Origin of the sequence: Qaidamihabitans albus, assembly GCF_016464705.1 — a bacterium.
Classification (GTDB): domain Bacteria; phylum Actinomycetota; class Actinomycetes; order Mycobacteriales; family Pseudonocardiaceae; genus Qaidamihabitans; species Qaidamihabitans albus.
The window spans coordinates 21,963-37,787 of record NZ_JAEHOB010000026.1; the positions used below are offsets into that span (position 1 = coordinate 21,963).

Genomic DNA, 15,825 nt, shown 5'->3' on the forward strand with positions numbered 1-15,825 from the left:
GGAGATGGATCACGTGAACAGCCGGCTCATTTACACGGGACTCAACGCGGGCCGCAAGCCGCTCGCCTCGGTCGTGGCAGGCCATGGTGTTCGTTTCGTTCTCGCGGATGGCCGCGAGGTGATCGACGCCAGCAACACGGGCGGACCGTTGGGGCACGGGCATCCCGAGCTCATGGAGGCCGCGCGGCGGGCGCTGGAGGCGCCGGTCATCAACGAGGGATGGGCCTGGGCGGAACGCGAGGACGCCGCACAAGAGCTCATCGACGTGGCCTTCGCGGGTGAGGGTGACTGGGTCGGAGCGATGCGGTTCGCCCTCAGCGGCAGTGAGGCGAACGACCTGGCGCTCTCGTTCGCGCAGGCGATCACCGGTCGTCGCCCCTTGGCCACCCGGGAACGGGCCTACCACGGGATGGCAGGCCTGGCCAGGGCGATGACAGTGCAGCCGCAGTGGCACGGCGGCCTGTCCACCGCGGGCGGTGGTGTGCGGCCCTCTCCGCCACCGGCCGAGGTGCGTACTCTGCCTGGGCCCGTCAGCGCCGCCTGGGGCGGCACTGGCGCCACCGCCCCTCTGCCGGACCGGCTGTCCGGCGCCGCCGACACCCTCGACGGCGTCGCCGCGGTGATCGTGGACTACACCCAGGGGGGCGTGTACTACGACGGCGAGTACCAGGACGTCGTAGCGGGCGCGGCGCGCGAGGCCGGGGCGCTCTGGATCGCCGACGAGGTGGTCACAGGGCTGGGGCGGCAAGGAAGGTGGTTCGCCTTCCAAGGGGCCACGTCTCGTCCCGACATCGTCACGCTCGGCAAACCACTGGGCGGGGGCATCGCGCCCGCGGGCGCCGTCGTCGTGTCCAAGGACATCGTCGACCTGATGTCCGACAAGACCTGGCAGACCTACAGCACCTTCCGTGGACATCCGGTCGCCGTGGCCGCCGCGCGGGCGCATCTGCGGATCGTGCAACGCGACGGACTCGTCGACCGCGCCGCGCACCTGGAACGTCTGCTTGAGAAGAACCTGGTGGCTCTGGCGGAGCGCCATCCTGGCGTCGCGCGGGTCGATGGGCGGGGGATGCACTGGACGGTGGAGCTGCACGGCCCTGACTGGCGCACCTGGGACGGCACGGCCACCGGTCCGCCGCTGGCGTCCAGGGTGGCGGCGCGGGCACTCGATGCGGGCGCGATGATCGGTACGAGCGGTGAGCAGAGCTCGCTTTTTCTCGCTCCACCGCTGATCATCGAGGAGCACGAACTCGACAAGATCTTCCAGGCCCTCGACCACGGGCTCGAACTGGCCGACCGGGAGTGCCGATGACGACGACAAGTTCGGTCAGCGCCACCCTCACCGCGGGTGCCTACCAGACCGTGTCGCTGGGCTACGGCGAGACTCTCCGCATCACCGACGTGGGAGGAGGCCAGTGCTGCCAGGTCATCCCCGTGAACCACGGGGACCGGCGAGAGCGATTCTCCGCCCCGAACACGATGTTGTTGAACAAGCAGGTGTATTTCACGACGGGTTCGACGCTGTACTCGTACTTCTGCAATCCCATGCTGACCATCATCGGGACAACATGCACCCATGACGCATTGCCCGGCCGGCTTCCGGCCGGTGACGACGTGCTGGCCAGGAAGCTCCTCACCTCGGCGTTCGCCTCGCTGGGTCTCGCTCGCCACCAGATCCCGTACCCGTTCCTCGCCTTTGTTCGCCATACGATCGCCGAGGACGGATCCATCGACGTCGCGTGCTCGGAGTCGGCCGCGGGCGACACGGTGCACTTGCGTGCGGATCTCGACGTGGATGTCGTCGTTGCGAGCACACCGGAATTGCTCGGCGACAGCGGTGCGACAGGTGTGGTGGCCCTCGATGTGCTGCCGAGCGAGGAGGGCACCGGATGACCGGGCACAAAGCCGACGACTACACGCACTCCGCCGTGGTGGATACCGTCATCGCGCCCCGGGATTTCGACAGTTTCCGGCTTTCGGCGGGTCAGGTGCTCAGGTTCGTCGACAGCGAAGGCCAGCAGTGCGCCGACTTGATCGCCCTCGACCCCGACGACCTGACCAGTCGTCTGTCGCCGACGATGAGCGTGTCGCGCAACGGCCGCCTGTACCTCGGGGTTGGCGATCAGCTGGTCGATGATGACGGTGAGCCGATGCTCACCATCATCGCCGACACCGTCGAGCATCACGACATTCTGTGTGGCAGCTGCAGTCCTGGCCTGAACCGGGTGCGACATGGTGGCCGTGGAGCGGGCAAGCGGACCTGCCACGTGAACTTCGCCGAGGCATTGCGACCGTATGGTGTGCCTGCCGAGGACGTGCCCTACTCCTTCAACATCTTCATGAACTACCCGGTCTCGCAGGACGGCTCCATGGAGTATGCGACCTGCCGTTCGTCGGCGGGCGATCATATCGATTTCCGCGCTGAACGAGACCTGCTCGTCGTCGTGTCCAACTGCCCTCAGGAGCTCACTCCGCTGAACGGGTTCACGCCGTCGTCCAGTCAGGTCATCGTCTTCGCCGCAGCAGGAGGCAATGCATGAAACGTGCAGGTGTCGATGTCGGAGGGACGTTCACCGATGTGGTCGTTCTCGACGAGCAAGAGAAGGTCACCGAACACAAGGTGCCCTCGGATCCGAGCCGGCTCGAGCATGGTGTCGCGGACGGTCTGCTCAAAACCCTCGGTGGCCGCGACAAGGCGGCCGATCTGGGTTTCCTCGGCCATGGCACGACGGTCGCGACAAACGTCACGCTGGAACGCTCCGGGCCGCGGGTCGCGCTGATCTGCACACGGGGGTTCCGAGACATCGTCGAGATCGCGCGCCTGGCGAAACCGGGTAGCAAGCTGTACACGCAGAAGAACGTGATGCCGAAACCGGTCGTCGTTCGGCGAGACTGCTTCGAGGTCACTGAGCGGATCGACGCGCGTGGGCAGGTCGTGGCCGCTCTCGACGAGGGCGAGGTCGAGGCCGTACTCCGGCAGGTGGTCGATCGAGGAATCACCGCGGTAGCCGTGTGCCTGCTGTTCTCGTTCCGCAACCCCGCCCACGAGCGTCGGATACGCGAGATCGCCGCGCGGGTCGCTCCTTCGCTCGAAGTGTCGCTGTCCTGTGAGGTGTGGCGGGAGTTCCGCGAGTACGAACGGGCGAGCACCACCACGCTCAACAGCTACCTGAGGCCGGCAGCCGCGCGATACCTCGCCAACCTCCAGGCGGTCACCGGCGAGACCTTCCCGTCGGCCGCCCTGTGGGTGATGCAGTCCAACGGCGGTCTCACCAGCGCCGCGGCGGCATCCGAACAGCCGGTACGGCTGGTGATGTCCGGACCTGCCGGTGGCGTGATCGGTGCGAGATACGTCGCGGACCAAACCGGTCTTGGAGACCTGCTTACCGTGGATATGGGGGGCACGAGCTTCGACGTGTCCTTGTTGCAGTCTGGAACGGCGAGCCTTGTCGACCGGCAGGATGTGATGGGTCTGCCGCTGCAAGGACGTGCGCTCGACATCATGACGATCGGCTCCGGTGGCGGATCTGTGGCCTGGGTTGATGGCGCCGGCCAGTTCCGTGTGGGTCCACGTAGTGCGGGCGCGATACCCGGACCCGCGTGCTACGGACGCGGTGGGACCGAGCCGACCGTGACCGACGCGAACCTGGTACTCGGTCTGTTCGACGCCGAGGTGCCACTCGCGGGCGGCGACCTGATCCTCGACTACGACGCGGCCTACCGAGCGTGCGAGAAGCTCGGTACCCGTCTCGGGCTGGACCCGGTCGAGACAGCCTGGGGTATCAGGACGATCGTCAACGCCGCCATGGCCGGCGCTGTGCGGACCGCTTCGGTGCGCAGGGGTCTTGACCCGCGTGACTTCGCCATGCTCGCCTTCGGCGGTGCCGGACCGCTCCACGCCGCGGACATCGCTGCCGAGATGGGCATCGGCGAAGCGGTCGTCCCCGCGGTCGCGGGCTGCTTCAGCGCGCTGGGGATCGCCATCACCGACGCGGTACACGACCTGGTGCATACCGAGTCGATGGCCGTCGATTCAGGTGCTTCCGACACCGCGCGGCGGCATCTCACCGAGTTGATCACACAGGGGAGGGACGAGCTGCGCCAGAGCGGAATAGACGACTCCCTGCACCACTTCGAGTGCTCTGTGGACATGCGTTACCTCGGCCAGAACTCGACGTTGAACGTGCCGCTGCGGCAGTCAGGGCGACTCGACAGCAGCGCTGAGGCCTTCCACGCAGAGCACCTCCGGCAGTTCGGCCACCATGGACCTGACGAACCCGTCGAACTGGTCAACTTGAGGGTGCGAGCCGTCGGCGCCATCGGCCGAAGGGCTAGCTCTGTCGAGTCGGCGAAACCCAGTCAGCCGCCCATCCACGGCAAGCGGAGGGTGACCGTCGGCGACGGCGAGACGGCGACTGCCGCGTACTACGAACGCGACAAGTTGTCCCCCGGCGCCCAGCTGGAGGGCCCTGCCATCGTCTCGTCGTCCGATACGACCATCGTCGTGCCGCCGGACGCCCGGGCGCGTGTCGACGGTGGCGGCCATCTGCGAATCAGCATTCCGAAGGCACAGGGAGGAAGGGCATGACCGACGCACTCGATCCGGTCAGCTTGGAGGTCATCAGGAACGGACTGCTGACCGCGGCGGACGAAATGAAGAACGTGGTCCTGCGCACCGCCTACTCGAACCTGTGGAAGGAGGCAGGTGACCTTTCCTGTGCCCTGCTCAGCACCTCGGGAGAGGTCGTGGCGCAGGGCTCAGCCGACATCCCGATCCATCTGCCGACGATGCCGTACAGCTTCGCCGGGCTCATCGAGCGATTCCCCCTGGAGTCGATGCGGCCTGGCGATGTGTTCCTGCACAACGATCCCTACCGTGGCAACAACCATCTCCCGGACTTCTTCATGCTCAAGCCGGTGTTCCACTCGGACACCCTGCTCGGGTTCGCCGCGGTACGCGGGCACTTCATCGACGTCGGTGGTAACGGCCCCGGGTCGTACTCGTCGACCGCGCCCGACATCCAAGCGGAGGGCTTCCGCATCCCACCGATGCGGATCTGGAAGGAAGGTGTGCGCAACGACGAACTCGTCGAGCTGCTGGCGACGAACGTGCGGAACCCACGAGAGCGGCTCGGGGACCTGCACGCCCAGTACGCCGGTTGCGGCACTGGCGAACGGCGTCTGCAGGCGCTGGCGGACAAGTACGGTACCGCCTCCTTGCTGACCGCGATCACTGGAGTGCTCGACGACGCGGAGACGCTCGCGCGCACCAAGATCGCCGAGATACCTGATGGCCGGTACGAGTTCCAGGACTTCTGCGACGGTGACGGCATCGTCAACGAGCCGTTCGTGATCCGGTGCGTGGTGGAGGTGTCCGGCAGCGACGTGCGGATCGACTTCACCGGGACCTCGTCGCAGACCCAAGGTGGCATGAACATGGCCCTGTCCGTGTGTTTCGCCGCCTGCGTCTACGCGATCAAGGCGTTGACCGACCCCGAAAGCCCGGCGAACTCCGGGGCCTACCGCCCCGTGACGGTCACCGCGCCGCCCGGCACGGTTGTCAACGTGACCTATCCTGGTGCGGTCGTCGCCGGCAATCACGAGACGTCCGCCCGGGTGGCCGACTGCGTGACCGGTGCACTGGCTGCCGCGCTACCGGACCGCGTGGTCGCGGCCGGCGCCGGAAGCACCGGCGTCCTCGTGTACGGCGGACATCACGAGGACCGCGACTTCATTTGCGTGGAGATGCACGGCGCCGGTCAAGGAGGGGGTCTGGACGCCGACGGCGGCAACGCGCACCGCGTGAGCATCGCGAACACGGGCAACACACCGGTCGAAGCGCTCGAGCTCGCTTACCCGTTGACCGTGCTGGACTACCGGATCTCCGAGGATGCCGGCGGCGCTGGACGGTTCCGCGGAGGGTGCGGCATCCAGCGCAGAGTCAGGTTCGACGCCACGGGGTGGATCACGATCGTGGCGGAGCGGGGTTCTCATCCGCCGTATGGCCTTTTCGGCGGCCAGCCTGCCGAACCGACCAGGGTAGTGCTCACCCGGGCCGGTGGAGACGTGCAGGAATTACCCACCAAGACGCCGCCATTGCTGGTACATCCGGGCGATGAGCTGTTCCTCAAATGCGCCGGTGGTGGCGGATACGGCCCACCGCAGCAGCGCGATCGCCAAGCACTCCAAGATGACCTTGATGACGGTTACGTGACACCGCGATCCGCGCGCGATCGGTATGGAGCCGATATCGTCCGGGATGTCCAACGCCCCGATGGCCAGTGGGTAGTGCGATGAGCCCGATCGTCCACCGAGCCGCGACGAGGGCGCTGCACCCCGTCCTGGAGACCGTGCAAACCTATCTCGATGGCCTGTACCAGGGTGATCCAGCGCTACTCGGCGACGCATTTCACCCAGCGGCCATGCTCTTCAACGGCACTGACGGCGATCTCGTCCAGTTGGACCTGCCCGCCTACCTCGGCATCGTCCGAGGACGACCGTCCCCGGCGAGCCGCGGCGATGTCCGGCAGGACGAGGTCGTCCTGTGCACCATCGCGAGCGACACCACCGCACACGCGCGAGTACGCAACCAGTATCCGCCCAAGTCCTTCACTGACGACCTGACTCTTGTCAGGCTGGACGACAGGTGGCGAATCGTCAGCAAGGTATGGCACTACACGATTGACCAGTACGGCAGCCACCGGTCGTGAGTGTTTGGCGGGGTTCTAACCCCGCTGAACACTCACGAGTCCTGACCAGCAGGTCCTTTGCGCCTGGGGCGTTGCGGGCCCGAACCCTGTCAACTGCTGTCCGAAGTGGGCCGCAGGTGCGTGTCGACGCGTATGGGCGGGTGTTTCGCGCCGGCACCTTGCCGATCAGCGTCGTAGCGTGTCCGCAGGACTCACCCCGTACCTGCGGCGGTACTCAGCGACGAAACGCCCGTAGTGGGCGAAGCCCCATCGCTGTGCGACCGTCGTGGCGGTGACTTCGTCAATATCCGACGAGGTGAGATCCTCATGCGCGCGAGACAGGCGGACGGCGCGCAGGTATCGCATGGGTGGGCAGGATTGATATCTCCGGAAGCCTTCTTCGAGCGCGCGCACACTGAGATTCGCGACTCGGGCGAGGTCGCCAACGGTGACGAAGGCCATGGGATCCTCATCGATAGCCTCGATGACGCGACTGATAGCTCTCGGGCTGGAGGCAGGTGCCGGTTGGAAGATCGCATCGCTCCACGGGTGTCGGCGCTCCAGCAGCAAGCCGGTCAGCAGCATGCCAGACAAGTGGCGGCGCATGGCAGGGTGACCGGCAACGCCGCGGCAGCCCCGGAGGGCGCGGCGCACCGTCGCGAATGCCTGCTCGAGCGGGTCCCGTGGCGCGGACTCGACGGGTGCGAACTCGAAATCAATCGGACCAGCGATGGTGCGCCCGATCAGCGCGCACAGCTCTCTTTCCAATGCATCACGCTCGATCACGATCGAGTCGATGAAGGTGTCTTTACCGACATACTCGCAGTGGATCGGACGCCCGGGCGTGGTCACCGCCGATTGGTGGGCGCCGACCAAGGTCGACCTGCCGTCGATCGTCATGCGCACCGCGCCACGGCGATTTGTGACGACCGTATAGTAGGCGTAGGGCGCGGTCGTGACGTCCGCGTCGGAAATATGTAGTGAGGCCACCTTGACCGCCCTGAGGTCGCGGCCAGTGAGACGGAGTTCCATCGACGCGCGTGGCGGGACCGAAACAGTGAGATCACCGTAGACCTCACTCAGAACTGACATCGCCGAATCGGCGTCCTGGGCACTGGCGCAAAGTGAGTCAACGGTAGGCGGCTGGCCACAGTCGTCGAAGGACGAGGATCTGGATTGAACCTCATGCATCGCTCAACTCACCTTCTGAAACTCCGCCATGTTACCACTCGACCGTCTCGCTCGGCCTGACGCTACGGACTGGAGGCTCTTCCTGTCCGAGGTTAGGGGGCACCCTATGGGGTTCGTCAAGCCGCGGCTGGAGGACCTGGCGTAGGTCCTGGCTCCGACCTCGGCATCGAGGTCAGGACTTGGCACGAGGGTGTGCATCAACCCTCTCCTCGATCTGCTCGGCCGCGTCAGCACGCCGCGCCAACAGTCCACTCAGGGTAATCACGAGTTGCGTCAGCACGAGGAGAACACGAAGAGTCGTCGTGTTCCACCGCGGCCACGTGCAAGCCGTCGAGGCCGATCAACAGCCGCAACGGGAATAGCAAGGTGAGTCGCGATGGCAGGGCACACCCGCGCGCCGTCGACTCGGACATCGGCGCGGCCCCGACGGGCGAGCTCGGTCGCTACCGATCTCGGAAGCCTCGACGCCTCTCCCAGCCCCGTGCTCACACCGAGGCGGCCGCCGGGCCCAGTGCCGCGAGAAGTGGACGGCTCGGCGCGATTCACGGCTGGTCGCCCCCGCGAGCGGAGTCATAGCGTTTCGGTCCAGCCGCAGCTGGATTCGGCCAGCATCATCCGCAATGGAGGGGATAACGCCAATGGATCCGACCACCACGCCTCGAACGGCTGTGCAGGACGACTCCGCAGGGATCGAAGAAGAGTATCGACGCGTCGAGGAAAAATATCGCAAGGAACGGGACAAAAGACTTCGCCCCGACGGGGCGAATCAGTACATCGAGGTCCCGATCGGATCCGCGATCGAGGCCGATCCCTTTGCCCCTCCGCCCGCGGAGCGACTCCCCGTAACAGAGGAGATCGACGTCCTGATAGTCGGTGGCGGCTACTCAGGCCTGCTGACCGCAGTCCACCTGCGGAACAAGGGCGTGAACGACTTCCGAATCATCGAGAAGGGCGCGGACTTCGGCGGAACCTGGTACTGGAACCGGTACCCCGGTATCTCCTGCGACGTAGAGTCCTACATTTACCTGCCGCTTCTTGAAGAACTCGGGTACATGCCGTCGGAAAGGTACGCCGCAGGCTCGGAGATATTGGACCATGCCAGGGCTATTGGTAGGCACTATCAACTCTACGACACGGCACTCTTTCAAACCCGCGCTGATGACGTACGATGGGATGAGTCCGACAGCCGCTGGGTGGTGCACACCGACCGAAACGACATAGTGCGCGCGCGACACGTCGTGATGACTACCGGAGGGCTCCTACACCGCCCGAAGTTGCCTGGCATACCCGGACTGGAATCGTTCGAGGGAAAGTGGTTTCACGCGAGCCGGTGGGACTACTCGTTCACAGGCGGGGACGCGAAGGGCGGACTCGTCGGATTGCAAGGCAAGCGTGTGGCCGTGGTCGGCACGGGAGCGACCGCGCTGCAGGTGGTCCCCCACGTCGCGGAGTGGGCAGATCACCTCTACGTGGTCCAGCGTACCCCTTCGGTCGTCGACATCCGAGCCAACGCACCGACCGACTCCGAATGGGCTGCGAGTCTGGAACCGGGCTGGCAGCGTCGACGGATGGAGAATTTCGACCTGCTGCTTGCGGGCTTCTCCCAGAAGGAAGATCTGGTCAATGACCAGTGGACCCAGCTGTGGGGATTCCCGGACCCAGATCCGACGGAGGATGGGTCTTCGTCAGACCAGGAATCGTTCATGCGAAAGCTCAGGGCCTACGACCATGCGCAGATGGAGCGCGTTCGGGCCCGCGTCGACGAGTTGGTCGACGATCCCGAGGTAGCAGCGGCACTGAAGCCTTGGTATGCCACCCATTGCAAGCGGCCCGGATTCCACGACAAGTATTTGCAGACCTTCAATCGAGAAAATGTGACACTTGTCGACACCGGTGGTCGCGGTCTGGACGGAATCAGTGCCCATGCTATCCACGTTGACTCCACGGCCTACGACGTGGACTGCATTATCTACGCAACGGGATTCGAGGCGGCCGTTTCACCGGGGCGAGCCGGCGGATTCACGGTGAGAGGGCGCAACGGCGCAACCCTGGAAGAGCGTTGGAAGGGCGCCGTGCGATCCGTGCACGGCATCTACTCGAACCAATTTCCCAATCTTTTCATCGTCGGTGGTCTCAGGCAAGCGGCCGTGTCCATCAATGTGCTTTTCGTGAACGGCGAGCAGGCGCGGCACGTTGCCGAGATGCTGCAGCACCTGATCCAACAGGACGTGCGGTCGTTCGAAGTCACGGCCGAGGCCGAAACGCGCTGGGCAGCCTTAATGGCCGAGAAGTCGGCCTACAACGAGGAGTCGACCAAGGCGTGCACCCCAAGCTTCTACAATAACGAGGGCGACTTGGAGGCTAACACCCCACTTTTCGCGGCGTTCTACGGCGGAGGCCCGGTCGAGTACATCGACCTCCTCGCGAAGTGGCGAGCCGAGGGCTTCCGCGACGACACCACCGTTGGTTGAGGGGAACACACTTCATGTCGGATTACAACATCTGGATCCTGGAGTATGCTCAATTGCCGAACTATCCGGATTCAGCGCTCATGGATGGCGCAGCCGAGGGCGCGCGACTGCTCCCCTTCTACTACTTCGTTCTGCGGCAGGGGGACCGGGTGGCCCTTGTAGACTGTGGAGGGAACGACAGCGAGTTCACGCGCGACATGGTCGACAGCTACGGCTTCCGCGCTTACTCGACACCCGACAAAATCCTGCCCCGGATCGGATTGAGAACCGATGATATCCGTGACATAATCGTGACCCACCATCATTGGGATCACATTGGCGGCTTGGACTATTTTCCGCATTCTCAAGTGTGGATTCAGCAGCGCGAAATAGACAACTGGATGGCCAAGTGGTGCTCGCCACCGCGCTTGAAACGGTTGGCCTATGGTCTTGATCCCGACACGAGCGCGGCCCTGGCCCGCGCCGGAGGCGATGGTCGGCTCCGTGCGTTGCACGGTGTCACCGTCGTCCTGCCTGGTGTGGAGGTGCGGCCCGCTTACGACACGCACACCGCCGGTTCACAGTACGTGGTGATCGACAACGCTGAGGGTGCGCCCTGGGTGCTCCCGGGTGACGTGGCGTGTGTCTACGAGAACGTCGGGGGTCTGGAGGGCACGGAACCGCTCATCCCCGTGGGGCTGGCGCATGGAAGCCAGGAACGCTGCATTCGTTCCGCGGACGAGATGCTCACGGCCGCAAGGGACGACGTCCGTCGCGTGCTGCCGATGCACGATGATCGGATTTTCGAGCGCTTCCCGACCACACGCTACGAAGACGGCCTTCGAGTGTGTCGAGTCGAGTAGGTCCAGGTCGTGAGTGTTGAGGTGGTTCTAACCCCTCTCGACACTCACGACGAGTGACCCGCCAGGCACAACGCGGAGCCATGTCAGCCCTCCCTCGCCATCTTGGGGGAGGGCTGAGTCCTTGTGCACGAGGTTCCCGTGCCGGTCGCCGCGCCAAGCGCGGAAGTGGCGATCGCCGTCGGCTCCACAGCGCACTGCCACCGCAGCAGTGGCAGCGGCAACGTCGACGTTTTCCACACTAGTGTTGACAACGGCATGGTTGGTCGACGAGAGTTGTGGTCCACCACACAGAGCAACTCCGAGGGAGGGCCTTCCCGATGTCCCGGTACGAAACCGCCCCACCGATCTCGGTCGAGCGCACACCCGTCGAAGGAACGTGTCCGGGCTGTGGAGCGGCCGCCCTCGCCGCGTACCCGGTCCACTCCGAGGGCGGGTGGTTCGATGTCGTGAAGTGCCTGGAGTGCTTACACTCCGTGTCCCGTGAACGGGGCCCTCTCCTCGGTCCGATCCAGCTCCTCTCAGACCTGATCTAAGGAAGCGCGCAATGAATCTGATGGCAGTCGACGTCGGCGGCACGTTCACCGACGTGGTGGCGGTTGTGGACGGCCTGATCGTGACGGAGAAGGTATCGACCGACTACAACGACGTAGCGGCGCCGGTGCTCGCCGGAGCGGAGGCCATCGGTGTCTCCGGGATCCGGTCCTTCAACCACGCCAGCACTCACGGTCTCAACGCCGTCATCACCCGGCAGCTGCCCAAGGTCGGTTTCCTGAACACCATCGGTCATCGCGACGTTCTGGACATGGGCCGCGTGTGGAGGCCGCCCAGCGCGATTCTCGACCCGGGCTGGCGCCGGAGTTTCGGCGACGCTGCGCGACCACTGGTGCCTCGCTACCTGCGACGCGGCATCCAGGAGCGCATGCTGGCCGACGGATCAGTGCTTTTCGAGCTGGACGAAGACCAAGCCCGCGAGCAGCTCGAGGTTCTGAAGCGCTGCGACGTCGAGGGTGTCGGGATCTGCCTGATCAACGCCTACGTAGACCCGTCGCACGAGCAGCGGCTCCGTGAGCTCGTTCACGAGGCCCTCGGGGATGTGCCGTGCTCGATCTCCGGGGAGGTCTCGCCGCTGGCCAAGGAGTACGCCCGCGCGTCGACGACGCTCATCGACGTGCTGATGAAGATCATCTACCGCGACTACAGTGCTCGGTTGCACGGCGGACTTGAAGAACTGGGGTTCGCGGGTCAGCTCAACTATGCCGACTGCGCCGCGACGCTGGTGCCCGCGGACCGCGCCATGCTCCAGCCGGCTCGCATCGTGTTCTCGGGGCCGTCCGCGGGCACGGTTGCGTCCGCGCACTTCGGCACGCTGATCGGCGAGGACCGGCTGCTGTGCGCCGATGTCGGGGGGACCTCGTGCGACATCAGCGTGGTGACCGGAGGGGAGCCCTTCGTCAACACCTCGTTCGAACTCGAGCACGACTTGGTCGTCAATGCTCTGGCCAATGACATCTCGGCCATCGGTGCCGGTGGAGGAAGCCTGATCACGGTCGGGCCTGCCGGTGAGATCCGCGTCGGACCGGAGAGCGCGGGGGCCGATCCGGGCCCGGCGTGCTACGCACGCGGTGGGACCCAGCCGACCACGACCGACACCTGCCTGATGATGGGGATCATCGACCCGGACAATTTCGCCGGCGGTCAGTTCAAACTGGACAAGGAGCGGGCTCGTGCGGCCTTCGACGCCCTCGACTGCAACCTGACACTGCCGGAGCGGGTGCGGCACGCCTACGACATGGCGATCCACAACATCTCGGAGGGGCTGTTCAACGTCGCCATGAAGAACGGCGTCGACCCCGGCGAATACAGCCTCATGGCCTACGGCGCCGCGGGACCCATGCTACTCCCCGCGGTCATGGACACTATCCGGTGCAAGCAGGTTGTCGTGCCGCCCAACCCGGGTCACTTCTCAGCGCTCGGTCTCATCTCGACCGATCAGGTCTACACCTTCCAGCGCGGTGCCTACACAGTGCTGACCGAGGACGTGGCCGAGGAGATCCGGAGACTCTACGACGAGATGGAGAACGAAGCACGTGCCCTCGTCGGGGACGAGACCTCGGTGACCCTGGAGCGCAGTTTCGACGGCTGCCTCGTCGGGCAGAGCTGGGAGACCCCGTTCGTGCCGGTGCCTTCGGGCCCGATCGACGGGGCCGCGATCGCGGCCATGGTCGAGGCCTTCCACGAAACGTACGACGCGCGTTCCGGCAACCGCTTCGAGCACTTCCCGGTGCAGGCCGCCACGTTCCGTGTACGAGCCGTGGTGGACACCCCGAAGGTGTCCTACCCCGTGGTGCCCGAGCGATCGGACGGAGAGCTCGTCCCTTCGCGGACGGCGACCTTGTCCTATCTCGGTGCGGAGGCCGCGGACAGCGACGAGGCGGCCGTCTACCCGCGGACGGCGCTACGGCGTGGCGACGTCCTCGCGGGCCCTGCCGTCGTCGTCGAGGCGCTGTCCACCACTCACATCGGAGCCGGCCAGGTCGCGACCGTCGGCCAGTACGGCGAGCTGCTGATCAGGAGGTCGGAGCGATGACGAACAACGGAGCCACCGTGACGAGCGCGACCGCGATGCGAGACTTGTCCGACGAGGAGTTCCTCTCGCTCTATCACTCCGACCGCTTCACCGCGTCGGTGCTACGCAGTCGTCTGAACTACATCGTGGAGCACATGTCCTCGGCGTTCATGCGCGAGGCCTTCTCCCCGATCATCCGGGACTGGTACGACTTCGCCTGCACCATCAGCGGCCCGCCGGAGCAGGACTATCCGATGGCCGTGGTGAGCAACAGCCTCACGGTGTTCCTGGGAACAATGGCCGACGCGGTTCGCAACGCCGTCGTCGAGCACGGCCCCGAGAACCTCTCGCCCGGCGACGTGCTGATCTGCAACGACCCCTACCGCGGCGGCCGGCACGTCAATGACGTGCTGTTCATCCGTCCGGTCTTCGTCGAGGGGAAGATCGCGGCGTTCGTCAACCTCTGCGCCCACCAGCTCGACATGGGCGGCCTTGTCCCCGGTGGCTTCTCCGGCACCAAGCGAAACGTCTACGAAGAGGGACTGGTCATCCCGCCCATGCTGATGTGGTCCAAAGACCAGCCGGTCCGTTCGACGTTCAACCTGTTCTTCGACAACACCCGGTTCGGCGAGCTGCTACTGCCGGACTTCAACAGCATATATCAGCAGCTGAAGCTGGGTGAGCGCCTGCTCATCGGGAATGTCGACCGCTACGGCCTGGACGCACTGCTCGGCACCATCCGGTACTCCGTCGACACCTCGGCCGAGCAGATGCGGCGCGGAATCGAGAAGATCCCCGACGGCGACTATCGCGGCACCGCGCTGGTCGACGCCGACGGCGTCGACGACACGTTGGAATATCGCGTCCACGTACTGGTCCGCAAGCGCGGTGGCGCGCTGGAGGTCGACCTCTCCGGCACCTCGGCGCAGGCCAGGACCTGCATCAACAGCAGCGTACTGGACTCGAAGAACGCGGTGGGCGTTGCTCTCACGATGTTGCTCGACCCTCACGCGCCGTTCACGAGCGGTACCTGGCGGCACATCGACCTCATCGCTCCTCCCGGAACGCTGGTGTCGTCGCTGCCCCCTGACGGTGGGGACCAGATGTACTGGGAAGGGTCGGGAGCACTGATCGCCGCTATCTTCGAGGCGCTTAACCCGGTCCTCGGTGACCAGAGCGTCGCCGGGGATTACGGGTCGACCGGCAACCACAACGCGCACGGGGTGCGAGATGACGGTACGCCGTGGTCCAGCGTGGTCCAGGCGGGTGGCGAGCACGGACCGTGGGGCGCGACCCGAGACGGTGACGGCGACAGCTACACGGTCCTGTACAACCTCAACAACCTCGACCCCGCGGTCGAGACGATGGAGCACGACTCCCCGATGGTCCTGCTACGTAAGGAGCACGCCATCGACAGGGGCGGTCCGGGCCGTCATCGCGGCGGCGCCGCCCACCTCAAGGACACGCTGTGGCTGACCCACGCGCAACACTGGCTCTCGCCGTTCCGCACCAAGGAGGCGACCGGGGTCGCGGCGAACGGCGGCAAGCCCGGTCCTGTCGGCGCGATGTGGTTCTTTCCGCCTACCGACGGCCGCGCACCCACCGAACTACTGCCCTTCCCCGAGGCCGACTACTCCGGGACGGACGCCGTCGCCGGAGTGCTGAACGAGACCACCAAGGGGCTCGACCCGGTTGCGGGGAGTTACACGCACTTCGCCAGCCGCCCGGTTTGGCAGATGCCGGCGAACACCGTGCTGCGCGTGCTCACCAACGGCGGTGGCGGCTGGGGAGACCCTCTCGATCGCGACACGGAAAAGGTGCTTCGCGACGTGCGCGACGAGTACATCAGCATCGCGGGCGCGGCTCGCGACTACGGCGTCGTGATCCTCGGTGATCCGGCCACCGACCCCGAGGGACTGCGCGTCGACGAGGCCGCGACCGCGTCCTTGCGAGAGCGGCGCCGGTCGTAGGCCCTCCCGCGCGCTGCCGGCCGACTGACCGTCAGCGCACGCACGGCGAACACGCCTCACAGACTCGCGTCGAGGGCTCCTTTCGGGCCCGACAGA

At 65.7% G+C, this 15,825-nt stretch carries 11 protein-coding genes; 10 read left to right on the forward strand and 1 reads right to left on the reverse strand.

Translation table 11 applies throughout. From position 1 onward, the window contains the following. The first annotated feature begins 4 nt into the window (after window positions 1-4). Genes JAP66_RS30095 through JAP66_RS30120 form a run of 6 tightly spaced genes read left to right on the forward strand, consistent with a single transcriptional unit; the run spans window position 5 to window position 6,710 of the window. Window positions 5-1,312, forward strand: a complete 1,308-nt coding sequence (locus JAP66_RS30095) for a class-III pyridoxal-phosphate-dependent aminotransferase (RefSeq protein ID WP_199435257.1) — start codon at window positions 5-7, stop codon at window positions 1,310-1,312. Then, window positions 1,309-1,893: an urea carboxylase-associated family protein gene (locus tag JAP66_RS30100; RefSeq protein WP_199435258.1), complete on the forward strand. Its 585-nt coding sequence runs from the start codon at window positions 1,309-1,311 to the stop codon at window positions 1,891-1,893. Before JAP66_RS30095 ends, JAP66_RS30100 begins: the two co-directional genes overlap by 4 nt. Continuing rightward, entirely contained in the window at window positions 1,890-2,540 is a 651-nt protein-coding gene (locus tag JAP66_RS30105; protein ID WP_199435259.1) for a DUF1989 domain-containing protein, read from the forward strand. The genes JAP66_RS30100 and JAP66_RS30105 overlap by 4 nt, the downstream gene beginning before the upstream one ends. Beyond that, the gene (locus JAP66_RS30110; protein ID WP_199435260.1) at window positions 2,537-4,588 is read left to right on the forward strand and encodes a hydantoinase/oxoprolinase family protein; all 2,052 of its coding nucleotides are present in this window, start codon (window positions 2,537-2,539) and stop codon (window positions 4,586-4,588) included. The genes JAP66_RS30105 and JAP66_RS30110 overlap by 4 nt, the downstream gene beginning before the upstream one ends. After that, complete coding sequence (locus tag JAP66_RS30115; protein ID WP_199435261.1) at window positions 4,585-6,297, forward strand: hydantoinase B/oxoprolinase family protein; 1,713 nt, start codon at window positions 4,585-4,587, stop codon at window positions 6,295-6,297. Before JAP66_RS30110 ends, JAP66_RS30115 begins: the two co-directional genes overlap by 4 nt. Window positions 6,298-6,350: 53 nt before the next feature. Further along, on the forward strand, window positions 6,351-6,710 hold the full coding sequence (locus JAP66_RS30120) for a nuclear transport factor 2 family protein (RefSeq protein ID WP_199435262.1): 360 nt from the start codon (window positions 6,351-6,353) through the stop codon (window positions 6,708-6,710). Window positions 6,711-6,875: 165 nt separating this feature from the next. On the opposite strand, the gene JAP66_RS30125 is transcribed toward JAP66_RS30120, so the two are convergent. Beyond that, window positions 6,876-7,880 (reverse strand): AraC family transcriptional regulator, encoded by a 1,005-nt coding sequence (locus JAP66_RS30125; protein ID WP_199435263.1) that lies wholly within the window; start codon window positions 7,878-7,880, stop codon window positions 6,876-6,878. A 638-nt stretch (window positions 7,881-8,518) separates the two neighbouring features. On the opposite strand from JAP66_RS30125, the gene JAP66_RS30130 reads away from it, so the two are divergent. The 4 genes from JAP66_RS30130 to JAP66_RS30145 all read left to right on the forward strand — a co-directional run bounded on the left by JAP66_RS30130 (window position 8,519) and on the right by JAP66_RS30145 (window position 15,729). Next, the gene (locus tag JAP66_RS30130; RefSeq protein WP_199435264.1) at window positions 8,519-10,351 is read left to right on the forward strand and encodes a flavin-containing monooxygenase; all 1,833 of its coding nucleotides are present in this window, start codon (window positions 8,519-8,521) and stop codon (window positions 10,349-10,351) included. Between the two features lie 14 nt (window positions 10,352-10,365). Continuing rightward, complete coding sequence (locus JAP66_RS30135) at window positions 10,366-11,193, forward strand: MBL fold metallo-hydrolase (protein WP_199435265.1); 828 nt, start codon at window positions 10,366-10,368, stop codon at window positions 11,191-11,193. Between the two features lie 544 nt (window positions 11,194-11,737). Next, window positions 11,738-13,780: a hydantoinase/oxoprolinase family protein gene (locus JAP66_RS30140; RefSeq protein WP_235999746.1), complete on the forward strand. Its 2,043-nt coding sequence runs from the start codon at window positions 11,738-11,740 to the stop codon at window positions 13,778-13,780. Continuing rightward, the gene (locus JAP66_RS30145; protein ID WP_199435266.1) at window positions 13,777-15,729 is read left to right on the forward strand and encodes a hydantoinase B/oxoprolinase family protein; all 1,953 of its coding nucleotides are present in this window, start codon (window positions 13,777-13,779) and stop codon (window positions 15,727-15,729) included. The genes JAP66_RS30140 and JAP66_RS30145 overlap by 4 nt, the downstream gene beginning before the upstream one ends. The last annotated feature ends 96 nt before the right edge of the window (window positions 15,730-15,825 follow it).

Excerpts from the sequence above, each read along its gene's own strand:
- JAP66_RS30115 (WP_199435261.1), top strand. The coding sequence starts at position 4,585 with ATGACCGACGCACTCGATCCGGTCAGCTTGGAGGTCATCAGGAACGGA.
- JAP66_RS30125 (WP_199435263.1), bottom strand. The coding sequence starts at position 7,880 with ATGCATGAGGTTCAATCCAGATCCTCGTCCTTCGACGACTGTGGCCAG.
- JAP66_RS30100 (WP_199435258.1), top strand. The coding sequence starts at position 1,309 with ATGACGACGACAAGTTCGGTCAGCGCCACCCTCACCGCGGGTGCCTAC.
- JAP66_RS30140 (WP_235999746.1), top strand. The coding sequence starts at position 11,738 with ATGAATCTGATGGCAGTCGACGTCGGCGGCACGTTCACCGACGTGGTG.
- JAP66_RS30110 (WP_199435260.1), top strand. The coding sequence starts at position 2,537 with ATGAAACGTGCAGGTGTCGATGTCGGAGGGACGTTCACCGATGTGGTC.
- JAP66_RS30135 (WP_199435265.1), top strand. The coding sequence starts at position 10,366 with ATGTCGGATTACAACATCTGGATCCTGGAGTATGCTCAATTGCCGAAC.
- JAP66_RS30130 (WP_199435264.1), top strand. The coding sequence starts at position 8,519 with ATGGATCCGACCACCACGCCTCGAACGGCTGTGCAGGACGACTCCGCA.
- JAP66_RS30145 (WP_199435266.1), top strand. The coding sequence starts at position 13,777 with ATGACGAACAACGGAGCCACCGTGACGAGCGCGACCGCGATGCGAGAC.
- JAP66_RS30105 (WP_199435259.1), top strand. The coding sequence starts at position 1,890 with ATGACCGGGCACAAAGCCGACGACTACACGCACTCCGCCGTGGTGGAT.
- JAP66_RS30095 (WP_199435257.1), top strand. The coding sequence starts at position 5 with ATGGATCACGTGAACAGCCGGCTCATTTACACGGGACTCAACGCGGGC.